Source organism: Mesorhizobium amorphae (genome assembly GCF_014843845.1).
Taxonomy (GTDB): domain Bacteria; phylum Pseudomonadota; class Alphaproteobacteria; order Rhizobiales; family Rhizobiaceae; genus Mesorhizobium; species Mesorhizobium amorphae_A.
This window is the reverse complement of the sequence record NZ_JHQS01000040.1, coordinates 1-18,372: the sequence shown is the minus strand read 5'-3', so window position 1 is coordinate 18,372 and position 18,372 is coordinate 1. Positions and strand designations below refer to the sequence as shown.

General features: G+C 59.7%; 17 protein-coding genes and 3 pseudogenes. 9 read left to right on the top strand and 11 right to left on the bottom strand.

All coding sequences use genetic code 11. From position 1 onward, the window contains the following. Positions 1-293 precede the first annotated feature (293 nt). Both DH08_RS17060 and DH08_RS37155 read left to right on the top strand, forming a co-directional pair. Positions 294-1,175: pseudogene (locus tag DH08_RS17060) on the top strand (IS110 family RNA-guided transposase); the annotation flags it as partial. Beyond that, positions 1,154-1,537, top strand: coding sequence for a transposase (locus tag DH08_RS37155; RefSeq protein WP_192180407.1), 384 nt, complete (start codon positions 1,154-1,156; stop codon positions 1,535-1,537). The pseudogene DH08_RS17060 and the gene DH08_RS37155, both read left to right, overlap by 22 nt. Positions 1,538-1,543: 6 nt before the next feature. On the opposite strand, the pseudogene DH08_RS17050 reads toward DH08_RS37155, so the two are convergent. Then, positions 1,544-1,676, bottom strand: a pseudogene (locus tag DH08_RS17050) (IS6 family transposase); the annotation flags it as partial. Here DH08_RS17050 and DH08_RS17045 point away from each other — a divergent pair. Together DH08_RS17045 and DH08_RS17040 are read left to right on the top strand one after the other, a co-directional pair. Beyond that, positions 1,670-2,203, top strand: coding sequence for an RNA-dependent RNA polymerase family protein (locus DH08_RS17045; RefSeq protein ID WP_246800897.1), 534 nt, complete (start codon positions 1,670-1,672; stop codon positions 2,201-2,203). The pseudogene DH08_RS17050 and the gene DH08_RS17045 overlap by 7 nt on opposite strands. 344 nt (positions 2,204-2,547) lie before the next feature. Continuing rightward, positions 2,548-3,126, top strand: coding sequence for a hypothetical protein (locus tag DH08_RS17040; RefSeq protein ID WP_192180406.1), 579 nt, complete (start codon positions 2,548-2,550; stop codon positions 3,124-3,126). A 481-nt stretch (positions 3,127-3,607) separates the two neighbouring features. Here DH08_RS17040 and DH08_RS36375 read toward each other — a convergent pair. The 3 genes and pseudogenes from DH08_RS36375 to DH08_RS17025 all read right to left on the bottom strand — a co-directional run. Next, positions 3,608-3,982 (bottom strand): annotated as a pseudogene (locus tag DH08_RS36375) (SIR2 family protein); the annotation flags it as partial. Positions 3,983-4,562: 580 nt separating this feature from the next. Continuing rightward, positions 4,563-5,510: a nucleotidyl transferase AbiEii/AbiGii toxin family protein gene (locus DH08_RS17030; protein ID WP_246800896.1), complete on the bottom strand. Its 948-nt coding sequence runs from the start codon at positions 5,508-5,510 to the stop codon at positions 4,563-4,565. A gap of 110 nt (positions 5,511-5,620) precedes the next feature. Beyond that, positions 5,621-6,214, bottom strand: coding sequence for a DUF6088 family protein (locus DH08_RS17025; protein WP_428338505.1), 594 nt, complete (start codon positions 6,212-6,214; stop codon positions 5,621-5,623). Between the two features lie 407 nt (positions 6,215-6,621). Between DH08_RS17025 and DH08_RS17020 the strand changes: the two genes are divergently transcribed. After that, positions 6,622-7,155: a hypothetical protein gene (locus DH08_RS17020; protein WP_192180403.1), complete on the top strand. Its 534-nt coding sequence runs from the start codon at positions 6,622-6,624 to the stop codon at positions 7,153-7,155. On the opposite strand, the gene DH08_RS17015 is transcribed toward DH08_RS17020, so the two are convergent. The 3 genes from DH08_RS17015 to DH08_RS17005 all read right to left on the bottom strand — a co-directional run bounded on the left by DH08_RS17015 (position 7,152) and on the right by DH08_RS17005 (position 9,975). Then, the gene (locus DH08_RS17015; protein WP_192180402.1) at positions 7,152-8,228 is read right to left on the bottom strand and encodes a hypothetical protein; all 1,077 of its coding nucleotides are present in this window, start codon (positions 8,226-8,228) and stop codon (positions 7,152-7,154) included. The two genes, DH08_RS17020 and DH08_RS17015, sit on opposite strands and share 4 nt — an antisense overlap. Continuing rightward, positions 8,168-8,893, bottom strand: coding sequence for a hypothetical protein (locus DH08_RS17010; RefSeq protein ID WP_192180401.1), 726 nt, complete (start codon positions 8,891-8,893; stop codon positions 8,168-8,170). Before DH08_RS17010 ends, DH08_RS17015 begins: the two co-directional genes overlap by 61 nt. 197 nt (positions 8,894-9,090) lie before the next feature. Next, the gene (locus DH08_RS17005; protein ID WP_192180400.1) at positions 9,091-9,975 is read right to left on the bottom strand and encodes a hypothetical protein; all 885 of its coding nucleotides are present in this window, start codon (positions 9,973-9,975) and stop codon (positions 9,091-9,093) included. A 216-nt stretch (positions 9,976-10,191) separates the two neighbouring features. Here DH08_RS17005 and DH08_RS17000 point away from each other — a divergent pair, with 216 nt between their 5' ends. Then, on the top strand, positions 10,192-10,920 hold the full coding sequence (locus DH08_RS17000; protein ID WP_192180399.1) for a hypothetical protein: 729 nt from the start codon (positions 10,192-10,194) through the stop codon (positions 10,918-10,920). Positions 10,921-11,570: 650 nt separating this feature from the next. Here DH08_RS17000 and DH08_RS16995 read toward each other — a convergent pair. Then, positions 11,571-11,915: a GIY-YIG nuclease family protein gene (locus tag DH08_RS16995; protein WP_192180398.1), complete on the bottom strand. Its 345-nt coding sequence runs from the start codon at positions 11,913-11,915 to the stop codon at positions 11,571-11,573. A 189-nt stretch (positions 11,916-12,104) separates the two neighbouring features. Here DH08_RS16995 and DH08_RS16990 point away from each other — a divergent pair, with 189 nt between their 5' ends. From DH08_RS16990 to DH08_RS16980, 3 genes are all read left to right on the top strand, one after another. Next, the gene (locus DH08_RS16990; protein WP_192180397.1) at positions 12,105-12,644 is read left to right on the top strand and encodes a hypothetical protein; all 540 of its coding nucleotides are present in this window, start codon (positions 12,105-12,107) and stop codon (positions 12,642-12,644) included. Positions 12,645-12,914: 270 nt separating this feature from the next. Beyond that, positions 12,915-13,868 (top strand): hypothetical protein, encoded by a 954-nt coding sequence (locus tag DH08_RS16985; RefSeq protein WP_192180396.1) that lies wholly within the window; start codon positions 12,915-12,917, stop codon positions 13,866-13,868. Further along, the gene (locus tag DH08_RS16980; RefSeq protein ID WP_192180395.1) at positions 13,813-14,583 is read left to right on the top strand and encodes a hypothetical protein; all 771 of its coding nucleotides are present in this window, start codon (positions 13,813-13,815) and stop codon (positions 14,581-14,583) included. Before DH08_RS16985 ends, DH08_RS16980 begins: the two co-directional genes overlap by 56 nt. A gap of 17 nt (positions 14,584-14,600) precedes the next feature. On the opposite strand, the gene DH08_RS16975 is transcribed toward DH08_RS16980, so the two are convergent. The 3 genes from DH08_RS16975 to DH08_RS16965 form a co-directional block, all read right to left on the bottom strand. After that, positions 14,601-16,832 (bottom strand): nSTAND3 domain-containing NTPase, encoded by a 2,232-nt coding sequence (locus DH08_RS16975; RefSeq protein ID WP_192180394.1) that lies wholly within the window; start codon positions 16,830-16,832, stop codon positions 14,601-14,603. An 84-nt stretch (positions 16,833-16,916) separates the two neighbouring features. Next, positions 16,917-17,645: an SMC-Scp complex subunit ScpB gene (scpB, locus tag DH08_RS16970; RefSeq protein WP_192180393.1), complete on the bottom strand. Its 729-nt coding sequence runs from the start codon at positions 17,643-17,645 to the stop codon at positions 16,917-16,919. A gap of 2 nt (positions 17,646-17,647) precedes the next feature. After that, positions 17,648-18,372, bottom strand: a 725-nt coding sequence (locus DH08_RS16965) for a DUF1403 family protein (RefSeq protein WP_192180392.1), incomplete at its 5' end; no start/stop codon positions are given.

Here is an 18,372-nt window from a genome sequence, read left to right as displayed (position 1 = left end):
CAACGTGACTGCCTGAATAGGAGGTCATCTGGAAAGCGCAGAAAACTGGCGTATGTTCATTCCAAAGGGCACGTAGCTGAATAGCTCGCCAGTTCGATTGTCGCCGGCGCGCACACAGCACCTCCGAATCTCTTCGTAGCCCAATTAATCATGATCTCTGAATGACCGCGGGCGACTTCTTCAACAGATGGGGTGATTGGGGTCTCGCCCGGGCCTAGATGCGGGCGGCTGCTCCTGTCGGGATGTTAGAACGTGGTCGCCTTGGAGCGCCACAAACATCGGGAGGAGCAGCCGTGAAGTATTTTGCTGGATTAGACGTATCTTTGGAAGAGACCGCGATTTGCGTCGTCGATGAGAGCAGTCGGATCGTGAAGGAAACACGAGCGGCGAGCGAACCGCAGGCTTTGTCCGATGCGTTGCGGAAGCTCGATCTGCCGCTGGAGCGCATCGGGCTGGAAGCGTGCTCGCTGACGGCCTGGCTTCACGATGGATTGTGTGCCGAAGGCCTGCCTGCGATCTGTATCGAGACGCGCCAGGCCAACGCGGCCATGAAGACGATGCCCAACAAGACCGATCGCAACGATGCCCGCGCGCTCGCGCAGATCATGCGCACGGGCTGGTATCGGCAGGTGCATGTGAAGAGCCGGTTGTGGCGCGCGCTGTTGGTGGCCCGCCGCACGGTGCTGAACGAGATGCGCAGCACAGAGAACGTGGTACGCGCCATCCTGCGCGAGGCTGGTGTCAAGCTCGGCAGGCCCTCGCGCACTGCCTTTGCTGATGGTGTGCGCGAGCTGGCAGACGCCGAGGCGATGGTGATGGTCGAGCCGCAGCTTTCGATCCTCGGCTCCATGCTCAAGGAGTTCGCCCGTCTGACAAAGCAGGTTCTCGACATCGTTCGCAAGGAGGAAGTCTGTCGGCGACTGATGAGCGCGCCCGGCGTCGGGCCGATCACCGCGCTCACCTTCCGCGCCACGATCGACCGGCCGGAGCGGTTCGGCTCCTCGCGGGCAGTGGGAGCGCATCTGGGGCTGACGCCGGCGCGAAACCAGTCCGGTGAAACCGACATACCGGGCAGAGTCAGCCGCTGCGGCGACGAACTCGCCCGCACCGCCCTCTACGAGGCAGCACATTCGCTGCTCGTGCGCCCGAGGAAATGGTCGAGCTTGCGCGCCTGGGCATGCTTCTGAAAGCAGAGGTCCACTCGGCGGGCATTCAGGATCGCGACGGAGCGGCACTTGTCTTCGACAAGCTGGCCAACCGCTTTCCATTCATCGAAAAAATCTGCGGCGATGGCGGCTATCAGGGCCCAACGGTCGAAGAGGCGAGCCCGCGATCGATGGAGATTATCAAACGCAATCAAGCCGGTTTCCAGGTGCTACCGAAGCGATGGATCGTCGAACGAACGCTGGCTTGGCTCGGCATAAACCGCCGAATGGCAAAGGATTTCGAGCGCTTCTCAGCCACAAGCCTCGCCTTCATCCAAACCGCAATGATCAAGCTCATGACCAGAAGGCTCGCTCGATATCCCCTTTCTTGAATAGTAAGGGAACCGAAAATACAGCCACACCGCACGGGCGATGATCTGCGGTGGAAAGCGGTGGTTCTTGTAGCTTACGGTCGGACTGTTCATCCCAACCTATTAACCGACAATCGTTAAGCCGCAGACAACGTGACATCACCGCTGAATATGCTTCTGGCCCTCAAGGAGCGACTAGGCAGTTTTGGCCTGGCGCTCCACGAAGGTAAGACGCGGCTGATCGAGTTTGGCCGGTTCGCGGCTTTGACTCGGCAGCGGCGTGGCGAGCGAAAGCCTGAGACCTTCGCCTTCCTGGGCTTCATTCACTATTGTGGAGTGACCCGTGATGGCAGGTTTATCGTGAAGCACAAGACGGAAGGGAAACGCCTGACGCGAACGCTGAAGGCGTTGCGCGAGGGAGCATGGCGGCACATGCACATGGCGTTGGCTACCCAGCACAAGTGGCTTGCCGCTGTGCTGCGTGGACACTACGGCTACTACGGCAGGCTGCATAACTATCCCGCGCTCAACGGGTTCTATCATCAAACACGCCGCATATGCCGCTGCCTGAGGCGGCGAAGTCAGAAAAGCCGGCGAATGAGTTGGTTGGAATTTGAAATCCTCACCGCACGCTTTGCGCTGCCAGTCCCACGTATTACTCGAACTTGGGCGCAGGCCAGGAGATGACGCGGGTTACTCTCGGGAAGAGCCGGGTGCGGGAAATCCGCCCGCCCGGATCTGTGAGGGCGAAGCCGAATGGCATAGCTACTCGACCATGATCCGTCGGGAAATCGCGCCGAATATGACAAAGGAAACGCAATGTCGATTTACCGGGTACCGTACGTCAAATAGTATTCCAACAATGCAAGCTTCTTGATGAACATCTAATAATGCGCCGTGGGACAGTTCCAAAGTGGAGCGATGATCGTGGCGAATCAGTGAATATAACGATCGACCGCTGAATGCTTAATTCTATTGGTTCAATGCATTAAAGCCTTAAATAGATGAGATCGAGCCAGAAGGAGATTTCAATGGACGACAATCTGCCAGATGACGTGCTGTCAAGCATATTCAGTCAGCTAGCCATACAAGCCGACAGCGCCACGCCTTTCGAAGGCGACCCCGCCGCAGCTTTCTATGAAATCAATGCGTTGCGCAGCACCAATCAGAGGTTCCGAGCACTTATTGAGAACGATGAAACAATTCGGTCTAAAATAAACAAGCTTGAGAAGATATCACTATTTGATCGTGCCACGAGGGCCATGAAGGAAGCGGAAAATCCAGCTTGCACTAAAACTACAAACGACATCATCACCTATCATGGCCTGACCGATCCGAAATTTCAGGACAGGGTCAGATCGGCAGCCGCGGCGCGCGACATCGACGCCATTCCCGACATGGTTGCCCCTGCCGCCATAGAGCTTCATGGCGTGACCCTTCCTGACAACCAGGACAGTATCAAATGGCGAGCCACGAGGCGCGACATCATTGCCGGCATGGCTGCCCCTACGGCCATCGAGCGCAATGAAATGACCGATCGGTCCATGCAGGACCGGGCCAAGATGATTCTCGGTGAACATTCTCGTCAGGAGGGAGGACGTGGGCGATGATCGGCTTCCAAAGCGTAGGACGACCCAGGTGTGATCTGACCCCTTCAAACTGGACCAGTTTTGGTTAGAGGGCACCGTAACGTGAGGTGCTCCCCGATTTTGGGCCAGCGGGAGCTGGAATTTTCCGGGGTTATGGCTCAGCTCGGCGGGGGTGCCGATGAGCCGTTCATAAGCGAAATCGGCACCTTGTTGCCGATGGCGCTGTGTGGCCGGAACTCGTTATACAACACGACGACAGAACGCCCACGGGATCGCGGAGCACGAGCTTTTTTATCCGTGGCATCCTTGGGCCGGGAGCCTGGCCCATATTCATGAAGTGGTCGAGAAGGCTGGTAGAGAGGTTTTCCGTTGCAGCCTCTCTGGTCGGGGACCCGATCGGTGGCTGGAGATTCCAGCCTGGATGTTTGATCGGGCGGCTAGTGCCGCCTGGCACGAAGCTGGGCCTGTTTCCAGGCCAAGGCCAGCGCATCACGGACTTCGCCTTTGCGAAGAAGGCCTGGATATTGGAGTCCTGGGCCGACAGGCCCATCATGATAGTCGGCTTCGAAACGGCTATATCGAGCAGACGGTTGATCACGGCTTGATTTTCGGGCGCGGCGGCCCAGCGGTTGATTTGCGAGTAGCGGCCGACAAGAAACGGCCTGTAGGTTCCCTCGTCGGCGACGGCCAACACCGCGCAGCCGTGAAATTTGATGATCTGACCGGCAAGCTCCGGCTGACGAAGATCCTCGGCGCGAACGCAGACCACGAGCTTGGGAACGCCTCCTGTCAGTTCGGCAACGGCCTTCTCGACCAGCCCGTCCCAGTTCGCCGTGGCGATGCTGGACGCACTGCCCTCGAGAACTAGAACACCCATACACAAATGCTCGACATCGGGTTTGATGGCGGGGTTCGCGAAGGTAGCGGGGACGCCCACGCCGTCCCACAGCAGATAGTCGTCGGCCTTCCCGGCAACCGTGACGTCGAGCAGCCGAGCATAATTGTTGGTCAGCCGCGCTACAATGGCGGCCTGGTCCGGCCAAGCAGCGAAGCCAAGGGTGAGATCGACCCTTGCCCATTCGTCGGCCGACAGCGGAGCGAGGCCGAGGGCACGCTTGAGAGCGACGTTATAGGGGCAGTTGGGGTTGGCCGGATCAATCTGCTGGCGCAGAAACTCGATCACACGCACGATGATGTGCTTCAGGCCATCCACCCGCCCGAATGAGATGCCCGAACCAAGCCAGAAGGCATACTGGTCCTCGGCGATGCCCGTCGCGAGGCTGCGAAAGGGACCATCGAGGATCTCGAGGGTTTGACGAACGGAAATCGTTGAAGCGCTGGCGCAGCTGGCATACTTTGGCTTCGACGCACGGATAGATATTGTCCGTAGATGAGCATGGCGCGCGCGGCTAGATAGCGAAACCGCCAAGTAGAACGCCATGCTCCGATAGGACACCCTATTTCGGCGTGTCCGCGACCGGCACATCTCCATTGATCGTCGCTTGCAGCTTTTCGACGAGCGCAAGGATCTCATCGAACGAATACGATTTCTCGTCGAACATCATCGCCTGCATGGCCTGGTAGTCGGTGCGCAGGTCTTTTAGGCGATACTCGGCCGGCATCAGGCGCAGGGTGCCCGGATGCGCGGTGTCATAGCTCGCCCAGCTCGATCGAAAGTACACGGCCTTATGCCTGGCGACCTGCGCCAACATCTCGAAGTCGATCGCCGCTGCCTGCCCCTCGGCCGTGTCGAGAAGCATCGCCACATCATAATAGTGACGTGAAAAATACTGAGGGGTGGGAGAGGCTTCGGGACGGTGCGCTTCGGAGTGAAGCGCAGTGACCTTCTCCCAGAAAGTTCTGCGCGCCGCCAGGACCGTGACGGTGCAATCCGGATTCTCGAAAAAGGTGGGGAAATCGTCGGCTGAATAGGGTCGGATGGTCTTTTGCTCGGTCGGCCAAGGATCGCCGCGTGCACCGAACTCCAGTTTGACTCGCGGGGTGATATAGGTGACGCCTTGATAGTCCTGACCGGTCAGCGCGGCCGGGTAGTGAAAGTTCAGGGTCTGGGGGTCGTTGGCGTCGACCTCCAGCGACCAGTTGCCCTTGACCGGCTCGGCAAGTTGGGCGGCGATCGCCTCTCGCAAGGCAGGAAGCATGTTGGTGGCGATATGTTTTTCGACATCTGCCATGAGCGCATCGATGAGCTTGGCGGACTGCTTCTTGCTGATCCCTTCCCGCTCGGGATCACGGTCGCCGTCATAGCCGAGGTCGGCACGGTCGAAGGAGAGGTCGATGTCTTCCGAGAAGCGTTGGATCGCACCATAGGCCTTGGAGAGAGAGGTGCCGCCTTTGAAAACCAGAGTGGGCGCACCGCCCTTCTGGAGTTCAAAGAGACGCTTCAAGGTCCAGCAAACCCAGAAAGTCCTTCTCGATGATAATGCTGGCGACGCCACGCAAAGCGCCGGACTCGCCGAAGACAGCCGCCCTATCGGACGCGTCCTGGCGAGCGAAGCTATCCATTGACCGCGTCCGATCTGGTGTCCGCAATGGCGTGCAGCGTCGGGCGCATCCAGGCCGGGGCCTGAACGGCCGTCGAGGCGAGCCTCTTCTTGTCGCTCGGCGACAGTTGGCGCGACGCGACAAGAACGATATCGGCCGCCCGTGACGGCCCCAGATGGCGCAGCGCCTGAACAACAGTCCCCGCCGCACTGCCCGGTGCGATGAGGTGCTTGGGCGAAGCGTGGCGGAGATCGACGATGCGTTTTCCGAGCACCACCCGACGGGATGGACCATCCGTCAGGTATGAACTGCGGGCCGGAACCTGGGTCGATAGACCGAGGACGTTTGCGGCGCGCGAGCCGGCGACCTGCACCTGAGAGCCCGTCTCTCTGGCCAGTGCCTGGGCAATGTCATCGGGCGCGGGAGAAAGGGGACCAAGCTTTGGATGCACTTTGGGGAAATCGTAAAGGCCGCGAGCGAGGCGACGGAGCCTGCCGCTCTTGACGAGGCGCGATAGAGCCTGATCGATCGCTGCCCGCCCAGCCAGGTCAAGGAAATCGTTGGGCGTGAAAACGCTGCCGCGTCCGCTGCTGCGGGCGCGCCTCACAATCCGATCCGGAGCTGAAGACAGGGTCGTATCCATGTGTCAGAAAATAGTGCATATTTTTCTGACATGCAAGAGATGAACCCAATCGGCAGAAAACCCCTGTTTTCTGGGCTTCGGGCGAGCCTAGAGCGGACGAGCACTGTCCCGGACATACTCTTCGAACGTCAAGAACGACAACCTGCCCTTGGCTGCGTTGGACCTGGCAATGCGGGTCTTGCCGATCCGCTCCAGGAGATAGCCGCAGAGCTCAGGCAGTCTTTCAATCGACAATGCGCGCCAAGCGGCTCGGAACCTGGCTTCGATGTTCTTGGAGGTTGCGCCGTAACTGAACTTGGTTGCCCGCGATGTGTCGGCCGAGGCGAACTCATTGTAACGCCGATCAGGTACTGGACATAGCGGCTGGCGTTTTGGTCCGCCCCTATCGTTCCTGCGGCAGGAAGGATCTTCACAGCGTTGCGGGCAGCCTTGATGTTTATGGTTCGCCCAACGATCGCCCCTGGGCTGGCGATCACAACGTTCCCGGCATTATTGTTGACCTCGACGCGCCGCATAGAATTGAGCAGGAGCTTTGCGTAAAAGGCATCGGTCTCCTGTTCGGGGCGGCGGAACTGTCTTTCCCCGATTGCCTTGAGCTCTTCGAGCGCATCGACGGAATAGAGTTCGGGTTCTTCGTCGACGATCCGGTGGTGCCGACGGCAGAGGAGAATCAGGTTCTCATAGGCGTGTCGCGCTTCCTGGGTCTGCGAAGCGTCGAATCGGGGCCCACCAGGGCTCTGCGCCCGGATGTGACAAATCTCACCAGTGAGCGTTCCGCTCACCTCGACGAGCGGGGATGGGCAGCCCAGGAACGCGCAATTATTCCCCGACATGGCGAACAACCGACGGATCGTCTTTTCCGATGGTCCCGACAATCTGCCTCCCAATTCTCGTCCCGCCCCTAAGACCGCTGCATCAAGGCTACCAGAAATACCTCTCGATCGACCGGAGACCTTCCCGCCCGGCCCAAGGCCTGGCCGATCAAGGCCGCTACGACGCGCCCCGCCAGCCTTCTGGCACGAAATCTGTCGCCGCTTGAGGTCGGCTCCATGGGTCGACCAGCGTCTTCCCGAGCCTCGCCGGCACTAAGCGCTGCCAAGGGTGCGGCCAGGTCGCTGATGCGGTTGTAATTGACGATCCGGCCATCGGTCGTGATCACGGGGAACCTGCTGATGACGCGATGCTCAATTCTGTCGAGCCCGAGCCTGTCTTTTAGAAGCTGCTCTCGCCGCTCCTCCTTGGCCAAGGCTCTAATGTAGTAGCTGGTTAGCTTGCGATTGTACCGGACATAGAGGGCACGGTCTGACTCGACCTTGCCTAGGTCAATCCAATTATTCTTGCACTGGAGGTTGTAGATGACGTCGTGACGGGTCGCCACGACGTCGAACTCCTTGCGATTGATCCGCTTGATTTCGGTAACGGTGAAGCCGAGCCTCTCAACGTCTCGCTTCACCATGTCCTCGAAGATGAAACCGGCATGGATCTGAAAACGCCGGCGGCTCCCCAGATGGATATTCTTGAAGGCGTAGAGAAAGCGGGACAGCAGGTTGACGTTTGAAACCACGGCGTTGCCCACATCGATGAAAGGCTCGAAGGCATTGGTATTGGGCGCGTAGTCGCTGGCCGAACGGTTTACCAGCAGTCGCTCAAACTCGTCGGGACCAATGCCGCCTTGTGATGTGAGGAGCGCCCGTAGCCTGTCCTTGCCGATGGCAATGACGTAATCGTCCTGGCATCGGCGCGAGAGGCTGGTGACCACTGCGGCCATCGTCGCGAAGTCCGAATCGTTCAATCCGAATGCTTCATAGGTCGCGCTGAGCAGCTTGACGCTGTTCCGCAGTTCCGCAGCGGAAATCACCTTCCTCGGATCGATGACCTCGAGCTCGGCCGGAGTGATCTGATCGCGGCGAAGCTCATTCATGGTAATGATCGAGGCACGTTCGGGATCAAGATACCCCGCATCGAGCTCTGCAGCCAATGGCTTCCGAGCGCGCCCGCGTCATCGACCTCAAGGGTGAATTCAGGAAGTACGTCGATGAGGGCGAGCTGCAGATAGAGGCCGGTGATCGTGGTGCAGCTGTGCTCGACGTGGGGGAGGAGGACGTTAAGCGTGTCAAGGGGCACCAGCCTATCTGTTCCCTGGCAGGCGCGGGGCATAAGGTAAAGCAGGGCCACGAAATGGCGCCGGCGGGACTGCAGGTATTCCACGGCATCCCCGACCGTATCGAGCGTGATGCCGGGCCCAAAACTGCGTTGACCGCGCATTAGGAAGCCTGACCTGATGGCGGCCAGTTGAACCATCAGTCGACATATGCGGTCCACCGTTCCGCCATCGACATGGATATCAAGAGCTGCCTTCACTTGCGCCCAGACCCGGGCGGGGTTTCGAAGAAGCGACTCATCGAGCCTCACCGACAGCAACCATTGAACGACATCGTCATCGTTGATCGCAAACAACGGGACGTTGATGAATTCCTCGATGGCACGAATCGTGCCGTGCCAGACGCGTACAGCGTTGCCGGACTCATATTTGCGTAGCGCTCTCAAAAGGCCACCGTTATGTGCCTCGATCTGAGCCATGATTAGTTGACGCGCCTCATCCTCTGCAACGGTGCGGTTCGCGCCGGGGTATTCATCGCTCATTGAGTGGTCTCACTGGACTGCATCTCCGATCCTCGAACCGCGGTGGATCCGAGCGCTGAGTCAACCTGTTCGGCAACTTCGGCTTCGTTTTCATAGTGAGGGTGGGTCCGATACAGGCGCTCTGACCATTCTAGGTGACCATGGGACCGTTGCCCATTGCCGGCTAGACGAGGCCGAGGGGAAGGTCGTCTGGAAGGCTATTCCGCAGTGACCCGGGTGCTACAGGATGGGCAGACCAGCCTGTCGTTCGGCCTCCTGGTGCCGCCGTAGTAGGGATCGCGGATCCAAGCGGGATGTTCGTGACCGACGACGAGATCAGGAGGAATTGCCCTGGCGAGGGTGAATGTGAAATCGCGCTCAGGCACCCAATCCGGGCGATTGACCTTGATCCGGGTCCATTCTTGCAGGAGCGCTCGGGCGAGTTCGTCCCGGGTGCCGGAGGCCACCATGTTGAGGGGGAGATCCACCAGGACAATGGTCGGGTAGCCCCACTTCAGCAGCGCATTGTGGGCGCCGAAGCCCAGGATGCATTGCATCCATTCGCTGCCATAGAGCAGGTAGTGCCCCGCATCATTTGTCTGCGTCCGGTCATCGAGCGCGAGATGGACCTGGCCGCGGTCGCGGTCGCGATTTTCGAACTGGGCAATCATCCGGTCGATATTCGCCTTATAGAACGCCAGCCCTTCCTCGGCGAAGACCAAGGCCCGTAGATTTGCCGCGAGCACGCTCGGATCGTTCAGCCGAAGGCCGTTTTGATGGTACGACCCGGGATCTGCACTTCGGCAGCCATGGAAAGCCCTCACTCGAGCGAACGACAATGCGTCTGAGAGGATTGAGATGACGTCATCGACGTCGTCATCGAGCATCCGCTGGGTGAGCTTCAGCCAATCGGAATCATCCCACGCCAGATCCTTTTCGCCGAGCTTCTGCAGATGGCGGATGCCCTTCTTGTTTAGTCCGGGACGCAACCAAGTCGAGAGCGGCGACACATATGAGGCCGGCCGCTTCCACTCGATCAGCGTTCGTTGCCACAGCTTGCTCAAGAGCTTCTCATTGTTCGTCCATTGGTTCGCTTCGAGCACAGAACATCCTCCGGCGCGGCCGGTCTTGCAACTGACAGCGGGCGCGAAGCGTCGTGGTCTCCTCCGCTCCTGCGGCTACATCGAGGAAGATGTCCGTGCGGAGGGCAATTCTTCGACGCCCCGGCAGTGTCGCGGTCCGTGGCAGCGGATATCGCGCGGAACTGCAGTTGCCGGCCACCTTGGTTGCAGCGCATATGCGCAGGGCCTACGGTCCCGGTGAGTCCGCGCTACTTTGCCAAGTCGGAGGTTTCTGGTCTGGCCCAACTTTTCGGGTTGGCAAACGAGACGGTCACCGACGCCATCGCGGCAGAGATAACGAAGCGATGGCCGAAGGCGACGGGTCTGGACTACTTCCCTGGTCGCAATCGATATGGCCGGGACGGAGACGAGCGATATGAGTTCTACCGGGAGCATATCCAAAGACATGCCTTGCTCAGTGCGGCTACAACGCTTGTCGCGACGTCGCCGATTGTGAGGCATAGTTACGATGCAGATGATGGCTCGCCTTGGGAAGACTGGCTGCGTCGCTACGACATCACCTTTGCGGACGGATCCTGGTTATCGGATAGAAAGGACAAAGTCCCAGTTGCTGCGAAAGTGAAGCTGCTCGGCCGCAGGATTGGCCAGCAGGAAACGCTTCAAGACCATGGCAAGCTGCTACTGGCTCTGGGGCTCGCTGGCGAAAGCGTTGAAGGTCTCGTCCCCATTTATGGGAGCTGGATCTCATCAGACGGTGTCTATGTGCGTATCGTATCTGGACTGTCGCCGCGCCGAGGATCCATCGGCAGATGCGAGGCGTTTTCCAAGCTGAGCAACCATGAGCTCTCTTCGTCTGGGCGCCGGAAGCCTATGGCCTTGGCATCGACATCGGAGACGAAATCGCGGCGCGAGGTCCCGCCGCAAGGCCGCGACTCGGCATCGAGTTCACCGAGCTGCTTGGGTTGAAGCCTGATTCCGATGCCCGAGCATGGTACGATAGGGATGGGGACCTTGCGCTCAAAAGTCAGGTGTGGGGCAATTGGGAGCCTGCTCCAGGGCAACGGCAGAACGACCATCACAATGACGGCGAGATTCTGTGGGCCACGCCCGCGTGGCTCGATCGCACCCTTTCCCTGCTTGGCAAGCGACTCGTTTACTCAATCAAGCTTTCAAAATACCGATCGACTCAGGAGTACGATGAAACAACAGGTGTCACGGCGATGTTCGTTGGCCTCAGGACCGACACAGCCGAACTTCGCACGTGGTACGCCAGGAAAGCCTCACGCCAAGAGAACCGAGCCTGATCTTGCAGACCCAAGGCATACTGATTCGCTCCATTCGTGGAAACTTGAACGCCTCTAGCTATGCTCGCTGACCAATTCTCCCCAGGCCGCGTCCCACAAGTCTCGCTCTCGACCGCAACCACAGCGGTCGTTTTTCGATATTCGGCGAGTACCTCCACCGCAGGTCGTCGCCGGTCTGTCACGGCATCGGCGTAGCCTGTGTGTTCATGGCCGTCAGGCTCGAACCATTGCATACGTTCGACGCTTGCCATGGGATCGCCCTTTGTCCCGCGCGAAATCCTGATGATGGCCGTGCCGCCAAAATCCATAATGTCAGCATCCATAGCGACGCGTCGCCACCGCCTGGCCATCTAGCTGCTCCACACCCATCTTGTTCCACGGTGGCTGGATCATCTTGATCAGCCCGGCTTCGAGCCCAGCGGCGGTGATCACCGGCAAGCCGTTCCACTCGAGCGCGGGGGGCATCGCGATGTAGATCTCGACGACTGTGCCTGCCGTTACGTGTTCGTTGATGATCTGGTTCACGCGGGCGCTGGTTTTTTGCCCCGCCTGGCCGAGCCGGTAGTTCGACATGCGGCTGCGGATGCCAGCCCGACTGACGCCGATGTACTTGATGAGACCGGTTACCACGAACACATAGACGCCGGCAATCGCCAAAAAGTTCAGGACGTCGTCGCGCTTTCATCTTTCTGCCCGTCCCCGTCTCCTTCACAAACACACTGCAGTTGATGATCTGTTCCCTTGCAAAGCGTCGATTGGAACGACATTCTTCTTGGGAACGCTCACGTCATCATTGGCCTATGCTGGGACCTACGAATATTTTCAGTGTTCAAAAGGGGAGGGAACATGGGGAGCGAAACAATTAGTTCCGGCAGGGAATTTGGGGAGCTTGTTTCGCTTCTCGGTCGCGTTGACCCCACTGAACTCGAACGTTTGAGAACGCGGTTCCCTGATGCTGCGGCACAACTCCGTCCTGGCGGAGTACTGGGCGATTCATCCGAAGAGATCGGATGCAGCGTGGCAATTGCCGCGCTGTCCAAGTCAAACGAAGCAGCCACGAAGCTGTTGCCCCGGCTACGCCAGCGACTGACGTGGAGTCTTCGTTTCGATCTCGTCTCGAAGCTGACTGCTACCGTCGGATCGGGAGGTGCAATCGGAGCCTTGACGGTAGGTGCCAACGACAAGGCGATCGTCGGCGCCGGCGTTGCGCTGCTCGGAAGCATTTGCAGCGTCATCTTTGGCTATCTGCAGCGCGACATCTCTTCCGGTTCAGTCACCGATGCTTATAACCGGCTCATCGTCAGCATGGTCGAAGCAGACGACTCCTGCGAACATTGCCCGCTTTGTGCGCTCGCAGTCCCTCGGCCAAGCTGGACGAGGTGCTGACCAAGGCAAATGACGTTGCCGGGAAGTTGAACGAGCTCGTGATCAGATTCGCATGAGAACCTTCCTTGCGATCGCAACTCTCATTTCGGTGGTCTCGATCGCCGATGCGCAGCGGGCCGAGCCGGTCGACAGGCCAGTCGACCCCTGGCGTTTGCCGAGCATACAGACAAGTCCCGGATTTGGCACGCCCCGTTTCAGACCTGTCGAACCAATCGAAGAGGAACTGCGGAACCCCGGCCCGAGGTCATTGAGCCACGGTTGAAGGAGTTGATGTCGACTGACAACGCTGTGTCCAACGAGGCGCTCGATCAACTCACCGCACTGCTAGTCAACGCGCCGACCGACATCATCGCGATAGAACCGTCCAGCCCCCACCTCATGATTCGCATGCCAACGGAGCCGGCGCTGCGTTCGATCGCCGAATTCGTCGCCGATTACAGGCTGAAGCGCGCTCTAGCAGCAGAGATCGACCGCGACGCGTTGATCCTGATGCCGTTGTTGATCAGCAGGGATGCCAAGGCGTTGGCCGGGAAAATCGAACCTGGACGCCAGACCCTTCGCGGCGTTCTGGGATCTGTCACCCACGGCGATTTCGATGTGCTGGACGAGCAGATGTTTATCGGGCTTCGTGGCAAGACATTGGTTGTTGTCGGCCACGTCGTCAACGGTGGTGGAGAGCTGTCTTTCGAGATTCGTAATGGGGACACCAAGCGCTACCTGCCTTTGGAAAGCCTGGAAAGGGCAGCGGTTGACATTGGCTTCAACTTGATCCCGCTCGGATGCGAAACCGGTGAAACCTTCGCCGTCGGGACGGCTGCCAAAATAACCGATGTCGAAGGCGTTGCAGCGTTCGAGCGGGCGATCTCTCGCAATGGGCGCACTTCCTATTTGGAACTTCTAAACGACCTAGCCAATGAGAATATGCGCCTAGTGATCGACGCGCGGGTTGCCAACAGCAACCTGATCCCAATCGATCTGATCGATAAGGATGGGACCTCGGTGCAGCGACCCCCAGGATCTGCGTATGTTCATCGGTCGGGGGCCCCCCGAAAGACAACCCCTCGCTCAATTTCTTGCTCGACGAGTACGGATATTCAAGTATCACCTGCGAGGCCTCGGCAACCAGCCTGGCATGGTCGCTGCTATATCATCGGTTGGTCGATCAGTCTTGCCGCTTCTGTTTGTGGCCCTGCTGGCCCTCCTCGTCATCATCGGAAGCGTTGAGGTCACGCTGAATAATCGCGGGAAACCTCGCCTCCAGACGTTGCCCAATTCCAACATGCGGCAATTTATGATGAGCAACACCGGAAACTCGAAACTCGCGTCGTCGGTCTATGACGGGCTCGCGCTAGCAGGCGGCTTGACCTTTATGGCCGCCGTGTACGGGTACGTCACCGTTTCCTGGATGACAACGGTCTTGCTGGATTCGAGCAATATTGCGATGCGGGATCAACCGATGGACATCTTCATTTTCATCTTGCTGCTTGTTCCGATCCTCTATCTCGTCGCGCCCTATCCGGTTCAAAGAATGATGCTGCAGGTACCACGCTGGGCGCGGATTGCTACGGCTTGTGTAGCTGTCGTGCTACTTTTCGGCCAAACGGGTTCGGCATTCTTTGCGACCATCGGGCTGGTGGTCACAACCTTTCTGGTCGCGATGCCTTTGTTGCTCTATCGAGGAACGAAAGACCAAAACCACAAGGTTTCAGCAGGAGTTTCACTGGCGATCGCATGTGTGCTGGTCGCGACGGTGATGCTAGGCTGGTCGTGGACAGCAGCGACCGCGGGCTGCCTGCCTGCGAGCTGGCTTCGAGACAGTGGTCAACGCCCGCTTGCGCTTGATCACCAAAGGCCTGCCGAGAACGCTTGCGAAAATGCAACGTCCTTCAGAAGCTCGTGTCTTCCCGTATTAACTGGCCCCGCAAGAGGGGCTGGCTAGACATCCGCTCGCCTTACTCAATCATCGACATCTTCGAAGATGGTGCTGCTGTCTGCAACAGCTGACGTCGCAGAAATGCTGGCCGAATTTGTCGCCTGCGCCGACCAAGTGGAGGTACCAGAAGGGGAAGCGCTCTCTTTGAGCGAGCCAATATGGATATCGATGTCGGCGTAGAACATGTCGAGCGCCGGGGTACGCCCATCTGGGAAGAAGAAGGGTTCGGCCTTTTCCATACTGTCCTTGAAGCCCTCATAGAGGTTGAGCTCGTGCTCCGAGGAGAACTGGCCGCGCAGTTGGTCGACCAGGTTCTCCGGATCGTTCAGCCATTCCTTCCGGAAGCGTGCGGCAAGATCGTCGAACTCCTCGTCACTGAAAATCTGCCGGTACATCTTGTTCGCAAACACGTCAGCCTGCATCCAGGTGATCGCGTCATCGTCGACGCCTTCCACAATCCTTCTTCGGGCTGCTTCGGGCAGAAGTCCGTAAGCGTTAAGAGCCGCCAGGATTAGTAGACTGCCCGACAACAGATCGCTGGTCCTTGTCGTTGCCGCCCATTCGAGAATGTCTGGCCGTGCGGTTACGATCTTGCTGAGAAATCGGTCACCAGCGCGGCCACCGAGGAACGCTTTAAAGCTCTCGTCGAGCGGATGGTCGTGAAGCCGCTGCAAGAGCGCTCCAAACAGCGAGACCGGGACGCGGACGTAAGCATATTCAGCGGTCAACGGTGCGCATGTGACCTCGCGCAATAGCCGATCGACCTTGGCACCATGCACATAAAGCTCGATCAGTTCGGGGGAGCGGGCGACAATCTCGGCGAATGCATCGGTCACGGTCGGATGCCGAAACACCCAGCGATCACCGTCTTCAGCCGAAAGGCGCCGCGTGAGGCTGTCATTCAAATGTTCCATGGCCATGGCGACGGCAGCCGGCTGGACGCCGAGGAGCCGTGTCACCATTTCGAGCGCCGGGTGCTGACCGATCGGTGATGGCACGCCCCTTTCCGAATTGAGGAAAATCAATGCAATCGCGCCAAGCGAGGCGCCATCAAGCTGTTCGAGCACTTCGGTCAGAAACTCGACCGGCTGCTCGACAAGCTCCTTCATCCGCCCGGCGCTCAGCTTCAACTTGCTCATGAACAGGGGATCACCGAGCCGCCGGGCGGTTTCGGGCAGAAATGCTTTGTTGGCGGCGACAGCAGGCAGAAATGGCTTCAGCCGTCGGCGCATTGCCTGGGGATGGACCCGGCGGACATGATTATAGAGCATCTGAGCACGTTCATTCTCGGTCAGCTGCTGGACGTTCACGACGACCTGGCTCTCCTTCAACAAGGGGAACGCGCTTAGCTTTAGGTGGGGCCTGGCCGCGCCCCAGACATAGTTGCGGGAGGTGAAGATGATACGGGCGCCGCCCTCGATCGCCGCCCGCAGCGTACCGAGCTCCGCATTCCACCGGCTCATTCGATCCACGTCGAAATGGTTGGATCCGAAGGCATCGTCCACCCACAGCAACTGCTTCTCGCCAGGATGCCAAAGGTGCAGTTGATCAGGCGCATTTATCTTCAGGGCGCCGACGCATCCGTCGTCGATCGCACCCAGCGCCAAGATCGCCGCGATCGTCGATTTGCCCGAGGCCGGATCACCCAGCAAGATTACGAAGCGATGTTCCTGGAGTGCCTTGACCGCCTCGCGATAGGTATCGGTCGGCACGAAACAGCTGAGATCGGATCCCATGTTGTCCAGGATGGCCTTGGCCTGCGTGTAGGCTTGGTCGGTGATGATGTGGGAAAGGTCGCCTATCCCGTAAATTCGGGGAACCAGCATGCGCAGACGAACCGTCTGTTCGAGCTGTTGCTCGATCCACGACCCGCCAAAGACCTGACATCGCTTAATGCCTATGGCCTCGAACGCGGCGCAGATCTCCTTGTCCGCCTGACCCGAGACACCGGCGTTGGTTAGGATAACATAATCCTCGGCGAGCCCGTCCTTGGCAAGCAACTCCGCCTTCGGCAGCTCGTTCTTAAGGTTGGCCAATGTCAGGTTCGCGCCCACCTTCCCCATGAACTTGCACTGAAGCGTCGACTTGACCATGCGACCGTCATCACCGGTCCATATCCCAAGAAACGCTCCGTCTCGCCCGCCGTCGTTCGACCCCAAAAAGGTCTGCACCGGGCGCTTCAAGATCTCGGCCGCGACCGCTGTAGCGAGATCCTGGAAGGCCTTCCAACCCAGTTTTGTCAGATCAAACGTCATCCCTTCACTTCGCCTGTCGCATGACAAATCATCGCGATGGCGAGTTGGCTACGATCGCTGACGACAGGATCCAGGGACAACCGCTCAAGACATCTCATCTGTAGCGCCCCCTGCCCCGTCTTCGTCCTCGTCATGCGCCCCGCGCGCCAACCCGGCCAGAATGTCGCCAGCCAGCATCTTCTCTTTCGACAGCAGCCCAGCGTCCTCAAGGGCCTCGAAATCCGGCAGGTCGCGCAGCGTGTCGAGCCCGAACTGCGACAGGAAGTTTTTGGTCGTCACATAGGTGTAGGGCGCGCCCGGCTGCGGGCTGCGCGGCCCCGATGCGATGAGGTCCTGCGCGCGCAGCACGCCGATCAGATCGCGCGAGACCTCCTTGCCGAAGAAGCTCGACAGTTCTGCGCGCGTGATCGGCTGGAAATAGGCAATACATATCAAAACGAGCACCTCCGACTGCGACAGCTCTTTTGTCCCCTGCCCCGCGGCTGTGCCGAATGCGATGTGGATGACGTCTCCAAAGGCTTTCTTGGTCCGGTGCTGCCAGCCGCCGGCGACCGACACCAGCTCGTAGGGGCGGCCGGCGAGCTCGGCGCGGATGTCGTCGATGATCAGCTCAAGATTACAATTTTTCCCCACTACCCGCGCCAGCACGTCACGTGACACCGGCTCGCTGGCGGCAAAGATCACCGCTTCGACGCGACCCATCCATTCGCGCCAGCGCAGCTCTGGCGGCAGGTGCTCGAGCTCGGTGTCGACCAGCATTCGCTGGACATCACCCTTTTCTCGCGGACGTTCGGATCGGGCGGCCTCGGCCATCGCTACAGTCCAAAAAGCCGGAAGCTGGGGCGGCCCGACAGCTCGCGCACGGCCTGGAGTTGTTGCAACCGCTCGAACAGGCGCCGCGCGGCAAAACGCGACAGGCTTTTGGTCGTCAGCGAGCCGGAGACGGCATCGTCGTTGAGCAACAGAAAGATCACGTCGCCGGCACCCTTGGCGCGCAATTTCGGCGCCACCGCCAGGAGTCTTGCGGCGCGACGCGACAGGTCGGCGGCCAGCCGGCAGGCCTCCGCCGCCGCTTGGACGAGCGCCACGCAGACCGCCCGCTCAAAATCTTTCTCCCCGGGTCGGATGCGCTTGCCGCCGCCGGCCTCGGCGCGGAAGGACGGGCCAAAGGCCTGCGCCATCAGGAGCGGCAGCGGCCGCGGCCAGCGCAGGCTTTGCGCCAGCACCAGGTCGGCGAGCCACCAGGCCAAAAGCTCGGCATCGGGACGCATGGCGACGACGTGAGCGGCGATCGCCGCGGCGGCGAACGGCGCCGGCCGCCCCGAGCGCGCCAGGTCGTCGATGTATTCACAAAGCGCGGCCAGCGCCTCGACGTCCCAATGGAGACCCAGCTGGTCGAGTATCTTTTCGAGCCGGTCGGGGGTAGCGACGGGCGGCTGCCCGGGCAACTGCCGCCAGGCGCCAAAGACGGCGCCGGCGGGGCCGGGATCGGCGCCGGCCGGGCGCAGGTGCCAGGCGTCGCGCAAGGCGGCCGCGTCCT

Excerpts from the sequence above, each read along its gene's own strand:
- DH08_RS37155 (WP_192180407.1), top strand. The coding sequence starts at position 1,154 with ATGGTCGAGCTTGCGCGCCTGGGCATGCTTCTGAAAGCAGAGGTCCAC.
- DH08_RS17040 (WP_192180406.1), top strand. The coding sequence starts at position 2,548 with ATGGACGACAATCTGCCAGATGACGTGCTGTCAAGCATATTCAGTCAG.
- DH08_RS17010 (WP_192180401.1), bottom strand. The coding sequence starts at position 8,893 with ATGAGCGATGAATACCCCGGCGCGAACCGCACCGTTGCAGAGGATGAG.
- DH08_RS16990 (WP_192180397.1), top strand. The coding sequence starts at position 12,105 with ATGGGGAGCGAAACAATTAGTTCCGGCAGGGAATTTGGGGAGCTTGTT.
- DH08_RS16985 (WP_192180396.1), top strand. The coding sequence starts at position 12,915 with ATGTCGACTGACAACGCTGTGTCCAACGAGGCGCTCGATCAACTCACC.
- DH08_RS16975 (WP_192180394.1), bottom strand. The coding sequence starts at position 16,832 with ATGACGTTTGATCTGACAAAACTGGGTTGGAAGGCCTTCCAGGATCTC.
- scpB (WP_192180393.1), bottom strand. The coding sequence starts at position 17,645 with ATGGCCGAGGCCGCCCGATCCGAACGTCCGCGAGAAAAGGGTGATGTC.